This window comes from Nonomuraea harbinensis, assembly GCF_019396385.1.
In the GTDB taxonomy this organism is placed as follows: Bacteria; Actinomycetota; Actinomycetes; order Streptosporangiales; family Streptosporangiaceae; genus Nonomuraea; species Nonomuraea ferruginea.
The window spans coordinates 57,181-72,905 of record NZ_JAHKRN010000038.1 but is presented as its reverse complement, the minus strand read 5'-3'; the positions used below and the strand labels follow the sequence as shown (position 1 = coordinate 72,905).

The following is a 15,725-nucleotide window of genomic DNA, read 5'->3' as shown; positions in this document are numbered from 1 at the left end:
TCCGTACATGCGGAAGCCCCCGGGCGGTCCGGGGGCTTCGTGGAGGTGGTGGACGATACTGGGATTGAACCAGTGACCTCTTCCGTGTCAGGGAAGCGCTCTCCCGCTGAGCTAATCGTCCGTCGAGGTGGAGACGGGATTTGAACCCGCGTGCACGGCTTTGCAGGCCGCTGCCTCGCCTCTCGGCCACTCCACCGGGCAACCTGTCCGAGCGGAAGACGGGATTCGAACCCGCGACCCTCACCTTGGCAAGGTGATGCTCTACCACTGAGCCACTTCCGCGTTGCCCGACTACTCTAGCGAATTTCCCGCCGCCCCGCCTCACCCGTGCGAATACCGCTTCCCGCCGGACCTGCGCTACAACTGCATGGGTGAAGATTGGGCCGATCGAGGTGTGGCCGCCGGTGGTGCTGGCGCCGATGGCGGGCATCACGAACGCGCCGTTCCGGGTGCTCTGCCGCGAGCAGGGCGGCGGGCTGTTCGTGTGCGAGATGATCACCTCCCGCGCCCTGGTGGAGCGGAACGCCAAGACCATGAAGATGATCCGCTTCGCCGAGCCGGAGCGGCCCAGGAGCCTCCAGCTGTACGGGGTCGACCCGGTGACGGTGGGCCGGGCGGTCAAGATGGTCGCCGAGGAAGACCTGGCCGACCACGTCGACCTCAACTTCGGCTGCCCCGTACCCAAGGTCACCAGGCGTGGCGGCGGCTCCGCGCTCCCGTACAAGCGCAACCTGCTGCGGCGGATCCTGCGTGCGGCGGTGGCGAACGCGGGACCGCTGCCCGTCACCATGAAGATGCGGACGGGCATCGACGACGACCACCTCACCTACCTCGACGCCGGCCGCATCGCGGCCGAGGAGGGCGTCGCGGCGGTGGCGCTGCACGCGCGCACCGCGCTCCAGCACTACGGCGGGACGGCCGACTGGGACGCCATCGCCCGGCTCAAGGAGGCGGTGCCCGACATCCCGGTGCTGGGCAACGGCGACATCTGGTCCGCCGACGACGCGCTGCGGATGGTCGCCCGTACGGGATGCGACGGCGTGGTCGTGGGCCGCGGCTGCCTCGGCAGGCCGTGGCTGTTCAGGGATCTGCGGAGCGCGTTCGACGGCAGCGCCGAGCGGGCCAGGCCGTCGCTCGGCGAAGTGGCGCGGACGATGGCCCGGCACGCCACGATGATGGTCGAGGCGTTCGACACCGAGCGCTACGCCATCGCCGACTTCCGCAAGCACATCGGCTGGTATCTCAAGGGCTTCACCGTGGGCGCCGAGGCGCGGCGGCGGGTGACGACGGCGGACTCGCTCGACGAACTGCGCGAAGGGCTGGCCGAGCTGGACCCTGACCAGCCGTGGCCGCCGCACACCGACACGCCGCGCGGCAAGTCCGGCGAGCGGACCAAGGTCCACCTGCCTGAAGGCTGGCTCGACGACGCCTGGGACACCGTCGTCCCCGAGGACGCCGAGTCCGACGTCTCCGGCGGCTGAGCAAGCGGGCTGCAAGAATCCCTGCATCGGCGGCTCGTACCATCGGGGACCATGATCTCCATACTCCTGTTAGCCGCAGCGGTCGCCATTCCCGACGGTTTCATGCTGTACGAGAAGGCCGCCGCCAAGAAGGATGACAACCCCGAGCACAGCTGGGCGGTGAGCGGGCGGACCGCCGCGCGGCTCGTCGTCAACCCGTGTGACAGGGCGACGCTCGCCCGGTCCGGCCGGAAGGCCGCCAAGACCCTCATCTACACGGCCGTGCCCGACTACTCGAAGTCCGAGCAGGTGATCCTCTACACCTCGAAGGCCGGGGCCAAGAAGGCGATGCGGGACATCCGTTCCGCGGTCTCCGCCTGCGGCACCAAGAGCTACCGGTTCACGGGCAAGCGGGTGAAGCTCGGCGACGAGTCGATCGCCGTCACCGGCCAGGCCTACAGCGGCAGGCGGGTGGCCATCGGCGGCGAGCGCGGCATCGTGACGCGGCGCGCGAACGCGCTGGTGATCTACACAGTCGCGGGGGAGTGGAGCAAGCCCGCCACCTCGGACTTCAAGATGCAGATCAAGGACAGCAAGAAGATGCTGGGCAAGATCTGCAGGATTGCCGCCTGCTGAGAGGCCCGGAAGGCCGAAATGTCACGATCTTGGGACATTGTCATGACGAGACGCCGAACATCGTGAAGCGATTATGAATTAACAGGCGTGTGCCGGAATGCCCTTGCCAGTCCATTCCGGCACACGGCTTTTTCTTTCCCCGCCGGGAGCCGGGGCTGCTCTTCGCGGGGGCCAGCCCAGGACCCCGGGGAGAGAGTCTCCCTCCGTGAAAACGCCGAAACATCCCCTTAACGCGGGAGATGTACCGTCAATCGGCGAGCGGAGGGGGCGGCAAAAATGGAGATCGTGGTCGACGACCTCACCGGCGACGAGATCGCCAAATTCCTGGACGAGCACGTCAGAGAGATGCTGTCCACCACGCCGCCCGAGAGCAAACACGCCCTCGACCTCGACGGCCTGCGCCGCCCCGAGATCACGTTCTGGTCCGTGTGGGACGACGGCACGCTGGTCGGCTGCGGCGCGATCAAGCGGCTCGACCCCGGACACGCGGAGCTCAAGTCCATGCGCACCGCCACCGCCCGCAAACGCGGTGGCGTGGCGTCCTTCCTGCTCGCCCACATCATCGCCGAGGCGGAGCGGATGGGGATCCGGCGGCTGAGCCTCGAAACCGGCTCCGCCGAGTTCTACCTGCCGGCGCGGCGGCTGTACGAGAAATTCGGCTTCACCTTCTGCGAGCCGTTCGCGGACTACCGCCCCGACCCCAACAGCGTGTTCATGACAGTGTTGTTGACGAGGGCGCTGACTTCCTAGAGCCGGTTGAGCCCCTGCACGTGGATGACGGCGTGGCCCTCCTCGTCGGACGCCGTCAGGTCGACCTGGGCGTCGATGCCCCAGTCGCCGTCGCCCGCGGGGTCCTTCACCGTCTGGCGGACCTTCCACACGCCGGGCTCCTCCTCGATGCGCAGCAGCGCCGGCCCGCGGGCGTCGGCGTCGGTGAGGATCTCCTCGTGCTCGTCGTAGTAGGCGTCGAGCGCGGCGCCCCAGTCGACGTCGGGAGCGAGCTCCTCCAGCTCCGCCTCCTTCTCCAGCGCGCACAGCTCGGCGAGCCGGAACATGGCGTTGCGCACCAGCACCCGGAACGCCCGCGGGTTGCCGGTGACCGGGCGCACCTTGGTCTCCAGCTGGTCGCGCCGCTCCAGCGCCTCGCCGGGGTTGGCGAGCTTCTCCCACTCGTCGATCAGGCTGGAGTCGACCTGGCGCACCAGCTCGCCGAGCCACTCGATCAGGTCGACGAACTCCTCGGTCTTCAGGTGCTCGGGGACGGTACGCGAGAGCGTGCGGTAGGCGTCGGCCAGGTAGCGCAGCACGGTGCCCTCGGAGCGGGCCAGCTCGTAGAACTGGATGTACTCGCTGAACGTCATCGCCCGCTCGTACAGGTCGCGGACCACGGACTTGGGGCTGACGGTGTAGTCGCCGACCCACGGGTGGCCGCGCCGGTAGGTCTCGTACGCGCCGAGCAGCAGGTCCTCCAGCGGCATCGGGTACATGATCTCGGCGAGCGCCTCCATGCGCTCCTCGTACTCGACGCCGTCGGCCTTCATCTCGGCGACGGCCTCGCCGCGCGCCTTCTTCAGCTGGGCCGACAGGATCTGGCGCGGGTCGTCCAGGATGGACTCGACGATCGACACCATGTCGAGGGCGTAGCCGGGCGACTCGCGGTCGAGCAGCTCGAAGGCGGCCAGCGCGAACGTCGACAGCGCCTGGTTGAGCGCGAAGTCCTCCTGCAGCTCGATGGTCAGCCGGGCGCGGCGGCCCTGCTCGTCGGGCTCGCGGAGCTGCTCGACGACGCCGCCGGCCAGCAGCGACCGGTAGATCGCGATGGCCTGGCTGATGTGCCGCCGCTGCCACTTGCGGTCTTCGTGGTTGTCGGTGAGCAGGTGCTTCATCGCCTGGAAGCAGTCGCCGGGCCGGTTGATGACGGCCAGCAGCATCGCGTTGCTCACCTTGAACCGGGACTGGAGCGGCTCGGGCTCGGCCTGCTGGAGCTTCTGGAACGTCTCCTCGCTCCAGCCGACGAACCCCTCCGGCGGCTTCTTGCGGGCGTAGCCGCGCCGCCGCTTCGGGTCGTCGCCGATCTTGGCCAGCGCGCGGGCGTTCTCGATGTCGTGCTCGGGGGCCTGGCAGGCGACGTAACCGATGGTGTCGAACCCGGCCCGGCCCGCCCGGCCGGCGATCTGGTGGAACTCGCGGGCGCGCAGCCGCCGCACCTTGTTGCCGTCGTACTTGGACAGCGCGGTGAACAGCACCGTGCGGATCGGCACGTTGACGCCCACGCCGAGCGTGTCGGTGCCGCAGATGACCTTGAGCAGCCCGGCCTGGGCCAGCCGCTCGACCAGCCGCCGGTACTTGGGCAGCATGCCCGCGTGGTGGACGCCGATGCCGTGGCGGACCAGCCTCGACAGGGCGCGGCCGAAGCGCGTGGTGAACCGGAAGCCGCCGATCATCGTGGCGATCGCTTCCTTCTCGGCCTTGGTGCACATGTTGATGCTCATCAGCGACTGGGCCCGCTCCATGGCGGCCGCCTGCGTGAAGTGGACCACGTAGACGGGGGCCTGGGAGGTGGACAGCATCTCCTCGAGCGTCTCGTGCAGCGGCGTCATCCGGTAGGAGTAGACCAGCGGGACGGGCCGCTCGGCGTTCTTGACCACGGCCGTGGGGCGGCCGGTGCGCCGGGTCAGGTCGCGCTCGAACATGGACACGTCGCCGAGCGTCGCCGACATCAGGACGAACTGCACGTGCGGCAGCTCCAGCAGCGGCACCTGCCAGGCCCAGCCGCGGTCGGGCTCGGCGTAGAAGTGGAACTCGTCCATCACCACCTGGCCGATGTCGGCCCTGGCGCCGTCGCGCAGCGCCACGTTGGCCAGGATCTCGGCGGTGCAGCAGATGATCGGGGCGCCCGGGTTGACGCTGGCGTCGCCGGTCATCATGCCGACGTTCTCGGTGCCGAAGACGGCGCACAGGTCGAAGAACTTCTCCGACACCAGCGCCTTGATCGGCGCGGTGTAGAAGGTCCGCTGGTCGCGGGTCAGGGCGGTGAAGTGGGCGCCGGCGGCGACCAGGCTCTTGCCGGAGCCGGTGGGGGTGGCCAGGATCAGGTTGCTGCCCGAGACCACCTCGATCAGCGCCTCCTCCTGGGCGGGATAGAGCGTGAGCCCCCTCTCGGCGTTCCAGGAGGCGAACGCTTCGTAGATGGTGTCGGGATCGGCGTCGATCTCGTCGGGCAGGCGGTCGATGAGAAGGCTCACACCTCTATCCTGCCGAAGTCTGCGGGATGCTAGGACCCCAGGCCGAGTTGGAGCAGCGTGGTGTCGATCCAGCGGCCGTGTTTGAACCCCACCCGGCGCAGCCGTCCCGCCTCCACGAACCCGAAGGCGGCGTGCAGGTTGAGCGACGCCGTCTCCTCGCCGCTGCCCGCGACGACCGCGACGAGCTGGTGGGCGCCGGCCTGCCGGGCGGCGGCGATCAGCTCGGCCAGCAGCATCCCGCCGAGCCCGCGCCCGGTCGCCCCGGGCGCGAGGTAGACGGTGTCCTCCAGCGTGTGCCGGTAGGCGGGCTTGGGCCGGTAGCGGGCGGCGTAGGCGAACCCGAGCACCTCGCCGTCCTCCTCGGCCACCAGGAACGGCAGCCCCGCCCCGATGATCGCCGCCGCCTTCGCCCGCCACTCGTCCACGGTCGGCGGCGTCTCGTCGAAGGTGGCGACGGTCTCGGTGACGTAGTGGGCGTAGACCGCGGCGACGGCGGGCAGATCGGACTCGACCGGCGGGCGGATGGTCGTCATGGCGTGTCATTCTGCCCCGGCGAGATGACGGTCGCGTTTCGGCGCGCTCACCCTCGTCAGCCACAGCCCGCCCGCGATCGCCGCGACCGCCGCCACCGGCGCCGCCCCCGGGGCGAACCCCGCGACGGTCAGCGTCAGCAGCCCGCCGCCGACCAGCGCGGCCGCCGCCAGCGCGATGCCCCAGCCGGCGATCCCGTACGCGAACGCGGGCGGCTCCTCGTACCGGGCGAACCACCGCATCAGCGGCCACAGCACCAGGCACAGCAGCCCGAACCAGAGCGGCCACCCCGCGAACCAGTCCCCGCCGCCGGGTTCGGGCGTGGGCACGCCCAGCCCCACCACGACCACGCCCGTCACCGCGAACAGCGCCGGCATGTGCCACAGGTACGCGGTCATCATCCGCGGCCCCGCCCAGGCGAGCAGGCGGCGCAGCGGCAGCCGCAGGATCCGCTCCCGCAGCAGGACGGCCAGCCCCACCTGCCCGAACCCGACGGCCATGATCGCCAGCGTGGGCGGCGCCATGTTCGAGGTCTCGGCGCCGGGCAGCCCGATCATGCTGCCCGGGTACGGGCCGAACGCGACCAGCAGCGCCGCCGCCCCGTACCCGCAGGCCGCCATCAGGCCCGGCCGCGCCAGCCGCCCGTCCGCGTACAGGAACCCGAGCTGGTGCACCGCCAGCCACACGAAGAGCACGTTCAGGTAGCCGGCCGCGTCGATCCCGGACGCGAACCGGGCCACGTCCGTCAGCACCGCCCCGGCGGCCAGCGCCATCGGCACGCGCGCACCGTACCGCTCGTGCAGGCCCAGCAGGTACGGGGTCGCGACCACGGCGATCAGGTAGACGGCGAGGAACCACAGCAGCTGGCCCGTCAGCCGGGCCCCCACCTGCAGCGGCTGCTCGGGCACGCCCAGCGCGAGCAGCAGGTGCGGCAGCGGGATCCAGACCGCGGCGAGCGGCAGCAGCGGCCAGGCCAGCCGCCGCAGCCGGCCCGTCAGCCAGCGCGGCCCGCCGGCGGCGGAGCGGCGGAAGCTGATCGCGTTCGCCGCCCCGCCCGCGAAGAACACCAGCGGCATCACCTGGCTGATCCACGTCACCACCCACACGCCCGGCGTGGCCAGCGCGTTGCCGGTGGTCAGCCGGGCGCCGTCGTAGCCGAGCACCGGGATGGTCCAGTGCTGCAGCACCACCAGCGCCATGCCGAGCACCCGCAGGACGTCGATGAACGGATCGCGTGCGGCGGGCGGCGCGGTGCGCGGCCGCTCCAGCAGGACGGTCATCGGGGATGCCTCGATTCATCGGGGGAACGATGGGTTCAAGGCTTCCGTCCGCGGCTCCCGGGCACACTGACGCGCGCCACCGTCTTCCGGGCAGGCCGGCAGGACCGCCGGGGGTAGGGCTGTCCCCACCCCCTGACACCGGCAGACCGGGTCGAAAAGGGCACGCGGGGGCCTTAGCGTTTGGGGCATGCGCTCCCTGACAAGGCGGGTTCTGCTGGACACCCGCTACACGCTCGTGGGGTTCCCCGCGACGGCGCTCGCCTTCGTGATCTCGATCGCCGGGCTGGCCGCGGGCCTCGGCGGCATGGTCGTGTGGATCGGCGTGCCGGTGCTGGCCGGGACGATGCTGGCCGCCCGCCTGTTCGCCGACGCGGAGCGCGGCTGGCTCTCCGACGTGCTCAAGCGCCCGCCCGTACGCCCCCGCTACAAGGCGCCGCCGCCGGGCGCCGGCCGATTCCGCCGGATCATCAACCCGCTCACCAGCGGCCAGTCCTGGCTCGACCTGCTGCACGCCATCGTGAACTTCCCGCTCGCGCTGGTGTCGTTCGTGCTCACCACGGTCTTCTGGGCGGTGCCCCTGGCCGGTCTGACCTATCCGATCTACGGCCTGGTCACCTCGCGCATCCCGGGCAACGTCGAGCTGCCCGAGCTGCTCGGCCTGGGCGACGGTTACCTGGTCAACCTGGTCTTCTACGTGACGCTGGGGTTCCTGTTCCTGCTGATCATGCCGTTCGTGGTGCGCGGCTCCTCGCTGCTGCGCGCCGGTCTCGGCCGGGTGCTGCTCACCGGCGTGGCCGAGCTGCAGGAGCGCATCGACGACCTGGCCGAGGGGCGTGCCGCCGCGGTCTCCGCCGAGGCCAACGCGCTGCGCAAGCTGGAGCGCGACATCCACGACGGCCCCCAGCAGCGGCTGGTGTCGCTGGCCATGGAGCTGTCGCGGGCGCAGCGGCAGCTCGACAAGGACCCCGAGGCCGCCCAGGCGACGATCAGGTCCGCGATCACCTCGACCCGCGAGACGCTCGACGAGCTGCGCGCCCTGTCGCGCGGCATCGCCCCGCCCGTCCTGTCCGACCGCGGGCTCGCGCCCGCCCTGGCCGCCCTCGCCGGCCGCTGCACCGTCCCCGTGGACCTGGACGTGCGGGCCACCGGCCGGTACGACGCCGCGGTCGAGAACGCGGTCTACTTCGTCGTCGCCGAGTCGCTCACCAACGTGGCCAAGCACAGCCGGGCATCCCATTGCACCATCCGGCTGGTGCACACCGGTGATCGCCTGGCGCTGAGCATCGGGGATGATGGGGTCGGCGGCGCGCACGTCGCCAAGGGACACGGTCTCGCCGGGCTGGCCGACCGGCTCCGCGCCGTCGACGGGGAGCTCGCGGTGAGCTCGCCCGAAGGCGGGCCGACGGTGATCGTAGCGGAGGTGCCGTGCGTGTAGTCGTGGCCGATGACGCCGTGCTGATCAGGGAGGGCCTGGTCAGGCTGCTCGAGGAGTTCGGCTGCGAGGTGGTGGCGACCGTCGGCGACGGCGACGCCCTCGTCGAGGCCGTCGCCGCCCACCGGCCGGACGTGTCGGTGGTGGACGTGCGGATGCCGCCGAGCTTCACCGACGAGGGGCTGCGCGCCGCCGTGCGGGCCAGGGAGCTGGTGCCGGGGGCGCCGGTGCTCATCCTGTCGCAGTACGTCGAGGTGTCGTACGCCGACGACCTGCTCGCCGACGCCAGGGGCGCGGTGGGTTACCTGCTGAAGGACCGGGTCGTCGACGTGGAGGAGTTCCTGGAGGGCCTGCGGCGGGTCGCCGCGGGCGGGACCGTGTTCGACCCGCAGGTGGTGTCGCAGTTGATGGTGCGCAGGCGCAGGGACGACCCGCTCGCCTCGCTCACCCCGCGCGAGCGCGAGGTGCTGGGCCTGATGGCGGAGGGGAAGTCCAACCCCGCCATCGGCAGGCAGCTCGTCATCAGCGACGGGGCCGTGGAGAAGCACATCAGGAGCATCTTCAGCAAGCTCGGCCTCTACGCCGACGACAGCGACCAGCATCGCCGGGTCCTGGCCGTCCTGGCCTATCTGCGCTCCTGAGCGCGCTGTGATGATGACGCGCGCCTGAGCGCGTCGCTCTGCCGCGTGGCTCCTGAGCGCGTGTCATCCCCGCGGCGCGACCCGGGGCCGCCCTGAGCGGTGGTCGTGCCGGTGCGGCGGGCGGCCGTGCCGACCGCCGGGCCTGCCCCGGCGAGGGCCGGAGCAGCTGGCGTGCCCGTTGGTCGCGCCAGCCGGAACCGGGCCCGCCTCGGGGCGGTGACATCCGCCCGTCAGCCCCCACTCGGCCCGGTCATCCCCTTTGTGCGACGGCCGGCATCCCTCGGCGCCGGCCGATCCCGGTGTCGCCGGCCGGTCCGCGCGGGCATCGCGCGGACCTGGCCGCCCGGTGGTCAGCCGAGCGCTTCGACCAGCTTCTTGCGCTGCTGGGCGCCCAGGCCGCCGAGGCGGCGCTTCTCGTCGACGCCGGCCTCCTCCATCAGAGCGGTGGCCTTGGCCGGGCCGACGCCCTTCACGGCGCGCAGGGCCTGCGACACCTTGATCTTCTTGGCGATGTCGTCGTCGCGCTCGAGCAGCTGCGAGAACGACAGCTCGCCCGCCTTGACCTTCGCCAGCAGGGCGGTGCGGGCGGCACGGGCCTCCGCGGCCTTCTCCAGCGCCGCCTTGCGCTGCTCGGGGGTGAGAGTAGGAAGTGCCATCAGTAGTTCTCCTCGGGGAGTTAACGATCGGGGATTCTGTTACCCGTAGTGCAGTGGCTAATCATGGCGGATACCAGCGGTTCGTGTAGCGGAAAGCGCCGCTCAACGTGTCCGCGGGGCCGTGGCGGCCGCTCCGCCGCACGCCGTCTCCCACCCGGGCGCACCGCCGCGGACGACCGCGCCGCCGGCCACGCTTGACGTCTCACCGTAGCCCCGATGTGCCGGGATACGGCGTCAGATGGTGCCGAAAGGGCCTTTGACCAGGCATGACGCCCTCGGATTCGGGCTCCAGGCGGAGACTCGCGCGGGTGCCGCCCGCCGGTCCGGGACGCCCGCTCTCCGGTGATCGTCCCGCTCGGCCCGCGCACCCGGTGAGTCATGCCCCCGAGGCCCGGTTTTGCCCCTGAAGCGTGGTTTTCATCACACTTCTGTTTTCCGGGCGTGTCGCGCGTGATGCGATCGTGACTTGACCGGGGACGTGGCGGGCGGGTTACATGGCGCACACGCAGTAAACGTTTACAGTCTCTTTGCTGAAATCGTTTACGTACACGGAAGGGACAGCCTTGGCCGACGGACCCACGATCACCACGATCGCCGAGCGCGCCGGTGTCTCCATCGCCTCGGTGTCGCGGGTGCTCAACGGCCTGCCCACCCGGCAGGAGACCGTGCGGAAGGTGATGGCCGCCGCCGAGGAGCTCGGATATGTGCGCAACGCCGTCGCCCGCTCCCTGAAGTCCCGCCGCACCCACCAGGTCGCCTTCGCCATGGCCGACGTCGGCAACCCGGCCTACCTCGCCATGTTGCGCCAGATCCAGCCGGTGCTCAAGTCCGCCGGCTACCGCCTCGTCCTGCACTCCACGGACGCGGTGGTGGCCGACGAGATCGACGTGCTGCACAGCCTGGGGGAGCGGTACGTGGACGGGCTGATCATGAGCCCGCTGCGCGTCACCGAGCAGCACCTGGACATGCTGGCCGCGGCCCGCGCCCCGGTGGTGATCATCGGGTCGGTGCCGGAGGGCACGCCCGTGGACAACGTCAGGGCCGACTCGCGCACCGGCGTGAAGCTGGCCATCGACCACCTCTACCGGCTCGGCCGCCGCACGATCGGCATGGTCAACGGCCCGACCGACACAGTGCCCGGCGCCGCGCGCGGGGCCGCGTACCGGGAGGCGCTGGAAGATCTCGGGCTGCCGTACGACGAGGAGCTGGTCGAGATCGGCGACTTCTACCGCGCCGAGGGCGGCAGGGCCGTCGCGGCGCTGCTGGAGCGGCGGCCCGACGTCGACGCGCTGATGTGCGCCAACGACCTGATCGCGCTCGGCGCGCTGGACGTGCTGCGCGCGGCCGGGCGGCGGGTGCCGCACGACGTGGCGGTGGCCGGCATGGACGACACCGACCTGGCGGCGGCCTCCTGGCCGTCGCTCACCAGCGTCTCGCTGGGGTCGGCCGAACGTGGCAAGGCCGCCGCCGAGCTGCTGGTCGACCGGCTGAAGAACGGCGACAGGGAGCCCCGCAGGGTGACCGTGCCGCCGCGCCTCGCGGTACGGGCTTCGACGACGGGGGAGGAGCCCGCACCGTACCAGGCGCCAGGCGCGGAGAGGGGGACGCCGTGACGGCCACGGCGACGCGGCCCGCCCCGCCCGCCGGTCGCAGGCGGAGCGGGCGCGGGCCGCGCAGGAACCGCGAGATGTGGGTGCTCCTGCTGCCCGCGCTGGTGCCGGTGCTGATCTTCAGCGTCGGGCCGCTGCTGTACGGGATCTCGCTGGCGTTCACCGACGCCGAGTCCGGCAGGAACCACGTCACCAGCTTCGCCGGGCTGGACAACTTCGCCGCGCTGCTCGGCGACGACGACTTCTGGCAGTCCATGCAGGTCGGGATGATCTGGGCGGTCTCGGTGACCGCGCTGCAGTTCCTCGCCTCGCTGGGGCTGGCCCTGCTGCTCAACGAGCGGCTGGCGCTGCGCGGCGTGGCGCGGGTGCTGGCCATGGTGCCATGGGCGATGCCGCCCGTGGTGATCGGCCTGATGTGGCGGCTGGTCTACCACCCGGACGCCGGCATCGTGAACAGCACGCTCGGCACCGACATCAACTGGCTGGCCGACTTCACCTGGGCGCTGCCCGCCGTCATCGTCATGGGCGTCTGGAGCGGCATGCCGCAGACCACGGTGGTGCTGCTGGCGGGCCTGCAGACCGTCCCGAGGGAGCTGTACGAGGCGGGCGCGATGGACGGGGCGGGCACCTGGCGCCGGTTCTGGAACATCACGCTGCCCCAGCTCCGCCCGGTCATCGTGGCCATCACCTCGCTCGACTTCGTGTGGAACTTCAACCAGTTCAGCCTGGTCTACGTGCTCACCCAGGGCGGGCCCGGCGGGCGGACGAGGCTGCCGATGCTGTTCGCGTACGAGGAGGCGTTCCGCTACGGCTTCTTCGGCTACGCGGCCGCGCTCGGCGTCGCCATCGTGGTCGTCGTGCTCGCGCTGCTCGGCGTCTACCTGTGGCGGCAGCTGAGGGAGGCGTCATGAGAAGGATCCCCCAGTACGCGGCGCTGCTGGTCTACCTGGTCTTCCTGGGCTTCCCGCTGGTCTGGCTGCTGTCGACGGCGCTGAAGACGCCGCAGGAGATGGCCAGCCTGGACCCCGCCTGGATCCCCAGGGAGCCGACGCTGGCCAACTTCGCCGCCGCGTTCGGCGAGCAGGACCTGGTCGGGGCCGGGCTGCGCAGCCTCGTCGTGGCGCTGGCCAGCGCGTTCCTGACCGTGGCGGTCGCGCTGCCCGCAGCGTACGCGCTCGCCCGCTACCAGGGCGTGCTCAAGCGGATCGCGCTCGGGTGGGTGCTGGTCAGCCAGGTGTTCCCGTTCATCCTGATCATCATCCCGCTGTTCATGGTCATGCGGGAGCTCGACCTGGTCAACACGCTGGCCGGGCTGGTGGCGGTGCACGTGACGTTCACGCTGCCGTTCGCGCTGTGGATGCTCCAGGGGTACGTGCGCTCCGTGCCGCGCGAGCTGGAGGAGGCCGCGTCGGTGGACGGCGCGGGCCGGATGCGGGCGATCGTCAGCGTGGTCGCCCCGCTGCTGGCTCCCGGCGTGGTGGCGACGCTGCTGTTCTCGTTCATCTCGTCGTGGAACGAGTTCCTGTTCGCGCTCGTGGTCCTGAAGGACCCGGACGTGATGACGCTCCCGCTGACGCTGGTGCGGTTCACCGGCCCCGAGGGAGTGGCAAGGCTCGGCCCGCTGGCTGCGGCGTCGCTGATGGCGACGATCCCGAGCTTGATCTTTTTCGCAATCATCCAGCGACGGCTCAGGTCCGGCCTGATGGCCGGCGCTGTGAAGGGCTAGGAGGCTCAGATGCGTATCAAATCCGCGTTGGCGGCGGTGGCGGTCGTCGCGCTGGCCGCCGCGTGCGGCAGCGGCGGCGGGGACACCGGCGACTCCTCGGGCGGGTCGGGCGAACCGGTCAAGCTCGACTTCCTCAGCCTCGCCTGGCAGAAGGAGTCGGTGGAGGCCAACAAGGCGATCGTCGAGGAGTGGAACAAGGCCAACCCGGAGATCCAGGTCACCTACGTCCAGGGCAGCTGGGACAACGTCAACGACCAGCTCGTCACCTCGTTCGAGGGCGGTGACGCGCCGGACGTCTTCCACGACGACTCGCCCGCGCTGGCCGGCTTCGCGTCCAAGGGCTACCTGCTCGACCTGAAGGACAAGCTGCCCGCCTCCCTGCAGAACGACATCCCGCAGGCCGCCTGGGACACCGTCACCTTCGACGACGGCAGCGGCGACCAGGGCGTGTTCGGCGTGCCGTTCCTCCAGGAGTCGCAGGTCATCATCGCCAACAAGAAGCTGCTCACCGAGGCCGGGGTGCGCATGCCCACGCCCGCGGAGCCGTGGACGTGGAACGAGTTCGCCGACGCGAGCAAGAAGCTCACCAAGGGCGACACGTACGGCGTCGCCTGGCCGATGAAGTCGCCGGTCAACAAGGTGCTCAACCTGGCGCTGAACTTCGACGGCACCTTCTTCCAGACCGCCGGCGGCAAGACCACCGTCAAGGTCGGCCCTGAGGAGAAGGCGGTCCTGCAGCGCATCCACGACCAGCTCTACAAGGACAAGACGGCCGACCCGGCGGCGCTCGGCATGGGCACCGCCGACCCGCTGCCCGGCTTCTTCGCCGACAAGTACGCGATGCTCCCGGTCGGCGTCTACCTGCGCCAGCAGGTGGCCGAGCAGGCCCCCGACGGCTTCGAGTGGGTGACGCTGCCGCCGCTCAAGGGCACCACCTCCAACCAGGGCGCGGTCTCGCAGACCCTGTCGGTGTCGGCCGACAGCGAGCACCAGGAGCAGGCCATCCAGTTCATGTCGTTCTTCCTGAACGGCAAGAACCAGGCCCGCCTCGCCAAGGGCGACTGGCTGCTGCCGACCTCGCAGGAGGCCGCCTCCGACCCGTCGATCACCGGCCAGGAGGACGGCTGGGACGTCGCCACCGCCTCCGCCAAGGACCTCGTGGTGGCGCCGTTCCTCAAGGTGAACGGGTACGACGAGTGGAAGAGCAAGGTGGCGACGCCGGTGCTGCAGGAGTTCTTCGCCAACAAGGTCACCCTGGACGAGGCGGCCAAGCGGCTCGTCGAGGAGGGCAACGAGGTGCTGGAGCGGTATCAGCGGTGACGTATCGCGACAGGGCCCGGGGGTGTCTGCTCGGCCTGGCGGCCGGCGACGCCCTCGGGGCGCCCGCCGAGAACCTCACGCCGGAGGAGATCCGTCACCGCTGGGGGCGGCTCACCGAGATCGAGGGCGGCGGCACCGACGACACCGAGTACGCGATCTTCGCCGCCGGGCTGCTGGCCGAGCACGGGCACGGGCTGACGTCCGCGCTGGTCGCGGCCGCGTACCGGGAGCGGGTGATCCCGGCCGTGACCGGGCCGATGCGCGGGGCCGGGTTCTCCGAGCTCGGCACCGTCCAGGCGCTGCGGCGCGGGCTGGAGCCGCCGCTGACCGGGCTGGTCCACCAGCACGGGTGGTCCGACGGGCTCGCCATGCGGGCCGCCCCGTACGGGGTGTTCTGCCCGGGGGACCCGGCGGAGGCGGCCCGGCTCGTGACCGAGGACGGGCGGGTCAGCCAGTCGGGCGAAGGCATACTCGGCGGCCGCGCGGTCGCCGCGGCCGTCGCCGCCGCGATGGCCGGGGCCGATCCGTCCGACGCGGTGGAGGCGGCGCTGTCGGCGGTGCCCGCCGACTCGTGGACGGCGAGGAACATCGTCCGGGCGCGCGCCGCCCTCGGCGCCGCCGACCCGGCCGTGGCGCTGCACGAGGCCGTGGTGGTCAGGCACTACCCGTGGACGGACCTCGCGCCCGAGGCGGTGGCGCTCGCGCTGGCCGCCTATCTGCACGGCGAGGGCGACGTGGAGCGGTCCGTCACATTCGGCGTCAGCCTGGGCAGGGACGCCGACACCATCGGCGCCATCGCGGGCGCCGTCGCGGGCGCGTCGCAGGGCGAGCGCGGCGTGCCCGAGAGGTGGGCGGCCAGGATCGGCCCCGTCACCGGGAGATGCCTGCCGGTCGTCGCGGGCCGGGACATACGGGACGTCGCTGACGACCTCGCCACCGCCCACGCAACCGCGAGCACCCGGGCGACGCGACCCGGTCGCGCCGGCGAGAACCCGGCGGGATCGGGGCCTCCCGGGGGAACCACGACGGAATCCGCGGGTACGCCGGGATCGGCGGCACTTCCCCGCCCGGCGGGATCTGCCGGTGCGGCTGGACGGCCTCCGGCGGGGCCGGGCGGATCCGCGGATGCGGCCGGAGGCGGAACGGCGGGGCCGGATGCCGGCGACGAGCGGATGGAAGGGCTGTAGG

14 protein-coding genes and 3 tRNA genes are annotated in these 15,725 nt (G+C 71.4%); 10 read left to right on the top strand and 7 right to left on the bottom strand.

From position 1 onward, the window contains the following. Positions 1-46 precede the first annotated feature (46 nt). The 3 genes from KME79_RS31505 to KME79_RS31495 all read right to left on the bottom strand — a co-directional run bounded on the left by KME79_RS31505 (position 47) and on the right by KME79_RS31495 (position 282). A tRNA-Val gene (locus tag KME79_RS31505) sits at positions 47-121 on the bottom strand. 4 nt (positions 122-125) lie between these two features. Next, positions 126-196: transfer RNA gene (locus tag KME79_RS31500), tRNA-Cys, on the bottom strand. Positions 197-210: 14 nt separating this feature from the next. Beyond that, positions 211-282 (bottom strand) — tRNA-Gly (locus KME79_RS31495). A gap of 89 nt (positions 283-371) precedes the next feature. Here KME79_RS31495 and dusB point away from each other — a divergent pair. From dusB to KME79_RS31480, 3 genes are all read left to right on the top strand, one after another. Continuing rightward, positions 372-1,481, top strand: a complete 1,110-nt coding sequence (gene dusB, locus KME79_RS31490) for a tRNA dihydrouridine synthase DusB (RefSeq protein ID WP_308249116.1) — start codon at positions 372-374, stop codon at positions 1,479-1,481. Positions 1,482-1,532: 51 nt separating this feature from the next. Further along, positions 1,533-2,096, top strand: a complete 564-nt coding sequence (locus tag KME79_RS31485) for a hypothetical protein (RefSeq protein WP_219548271.1) — start codon at positions 1,533-1,535, stop codon at positions 2,094-2,096. 276 nt (positions 2,097-2,372) lie between these two features. Then, positions 2,373-2,846: a GNAT family N-acetyltransferase gene (locus tag KME79_RS31480; RefSeq protein WP_219548269.1), complete on the top strand. Its 474-nt coding sequence runs from the start codon at positions 2,373-2,375 to the stop codon at positions 2,844-2,846. Here the strand turns inward: KME79_RS31480 and KME79_RS31475 are convergent. Genes KME79_RS31475 through KME79_RS31465 form a run of 3 tightly spaced genes read right to left on the bottom strand, consistent with a single transcriptional unit; the run spans position 2,843 to position 7,152 of the window. After that, on the bottom strand, positions 2,843-5,341 hold the full coding sequence (locus KME79_RS31475; protein ID WP_148030718.1) for a DEAD/DEAH box helicase: 2,499 nt from the start codon (positions 5,339-5,341) through the stop codon (positions 2,843-2,845). The genes KME79_RS31480 and KME79_RS31475 overlap by 4 nt on opposite strands. Before the next feature lie 29 nt (positions 5,342-5,370). Further along, complete coding sequence (locus tag KME79_RS31470) at positions 5,371-5,874, bottom strand: GNAT family N-acetyltransferase (RefSeq protein WP_219548267.1); 504 nt, start codon at positions 5,872-5,874, stop codon at positions 5,371-5,373. Positions 5,875-5,880: 6 nt separating this feature from the next. After that, the gene (locus KME79_RS31465) at positions 5,881-7,152 is read right to left on the bottom strand and encodes an acyltransferase family protein (protein WP_219548265.1); all 1,272 of its coding nucleotides are present in this window, start codon (positions 7,150-7,152) and stop codon (positions 5,881-5,883) included. A 187-nt stretch (positions 7,153-7,339) separates the two neighbouring features. On the opposite strand from KME79_RS31465, the gene KME79_RS31460 reads away from it, so the two are divergent. Beyond that, positions 7,340-8,587, top strand: a complete 1,248-nt coding sequence (locus tag KME79_RS31460) for a sensor histidine kinase (RefSeq protein ID WP_219548263.1) — start codon at positions 7,340-7,342, stop codon at positions 8,585-8,587. Next, positions 8,578-9,225, top strand: a complete 648-nt coding sequence (locus KME79_RS31455; RefSeq protein WP_148030722.1) for a response regulator transcription factor — start codon at positions 8,578-8,580, stop codon at positions 9,223-9,225. Before KME79_RS31460 ends, KME79_RS31455 begins: the two co-directional genes overlap by 10 nt. 350 nt (positions 9,226-9,575) lie before the next feature. Here KME79_RS31455 and mihF read toward each other — a convergent pair whose 3' ends face one another. Beyond that, positions 9,576-9,881 carry an integration host factor, actinobacterial type gene (gene mihF, locus KME79_RS31450; protein WP_101784984.1) on the bottom strand — a complete coding sequence of 102 codons (306 nt, stop codon included), beginning with the start codon at positions 9,879-9,881 and terminating at the stop codon, positions 9,576-9,578. Between the two features lie 563 nt (positions 9,882-10,444). Between mihF and KME79_RS31445 the strand changes: the two genes are divergently transcribed. Genes KME79_RS31445 through KME79_RS31425 form a run of 5 tightly spaced genes read left to right on the top strand, consistent with a single transcriptional unit; the run spans position 10,445 to position 15,724 of the window. Next, positions 10,445-11,494: a LacI family DNA-binding transcriptional regulator gene (locus KME79_RS31445; protein WP_219548261.1), complete on the top strand. Its 1,050-nt coding sequence runs from the start codon at positions 10,445-10,447 to the stop codon at positions 11,492-11,494. Beyond that, positions 11,491-12,402 (top strand): carbohydrate ABC transporter permease, encoded by a 912-nt coding sequence (locus KME79_RS45520; protein ID WP_219548259.1) that lies wholly within the window; start codon positions 11,491-11,493, stop codon positions 12,400-12,402. Before KME79_RS31445 ends, KME79_RS45520 begins: the two co-directional genes overlap by 4 nt. Further along, a complete protein-coding gene (locus tag KME79_RS31435; protein WP_219548257.1) occupies positions 12,399-13,217 on the top strand; it encodes a carbohydrate ABC transporter permease in 819 nt (272 codons plus the stop codon). The genes KME79_RS45520 and KME79_RS31435 overlap by 4 nt, the downstream gene beginning before the upstream one ends. A 9-nt stretch (positions 13,218-13,226) precedes the next feature. Next, positions 13,227-14,537, top strand: coding sequence for an ABC transporter substrate-binding protein (locus KME79_RS31430; RefSeq protein ID WP_219548256.1), 1,311 nt, complete (start codon positions 13,227-13,229; stop codon positions 14,535-14,537). Further along, the gene (locus KME79_RS31425; RefSeq protein ID WP_308249115.1) at positions 14,534-15,724 is read left to right on the top strand and encodes an ADP-ribosylglycohydrolase family protein; all 1,191 of its coding nucleotides are present in this window, start codon (positions 14,534-14,536) and stop codon (positions 15,722-15,724) included. The genes KME79_RS31430 and KME79_RS31425 overlap by 4 nt, the downstream gene beginning before the upstream one ends. Position 15,725 lies beyond the last annotated feature (1 nt).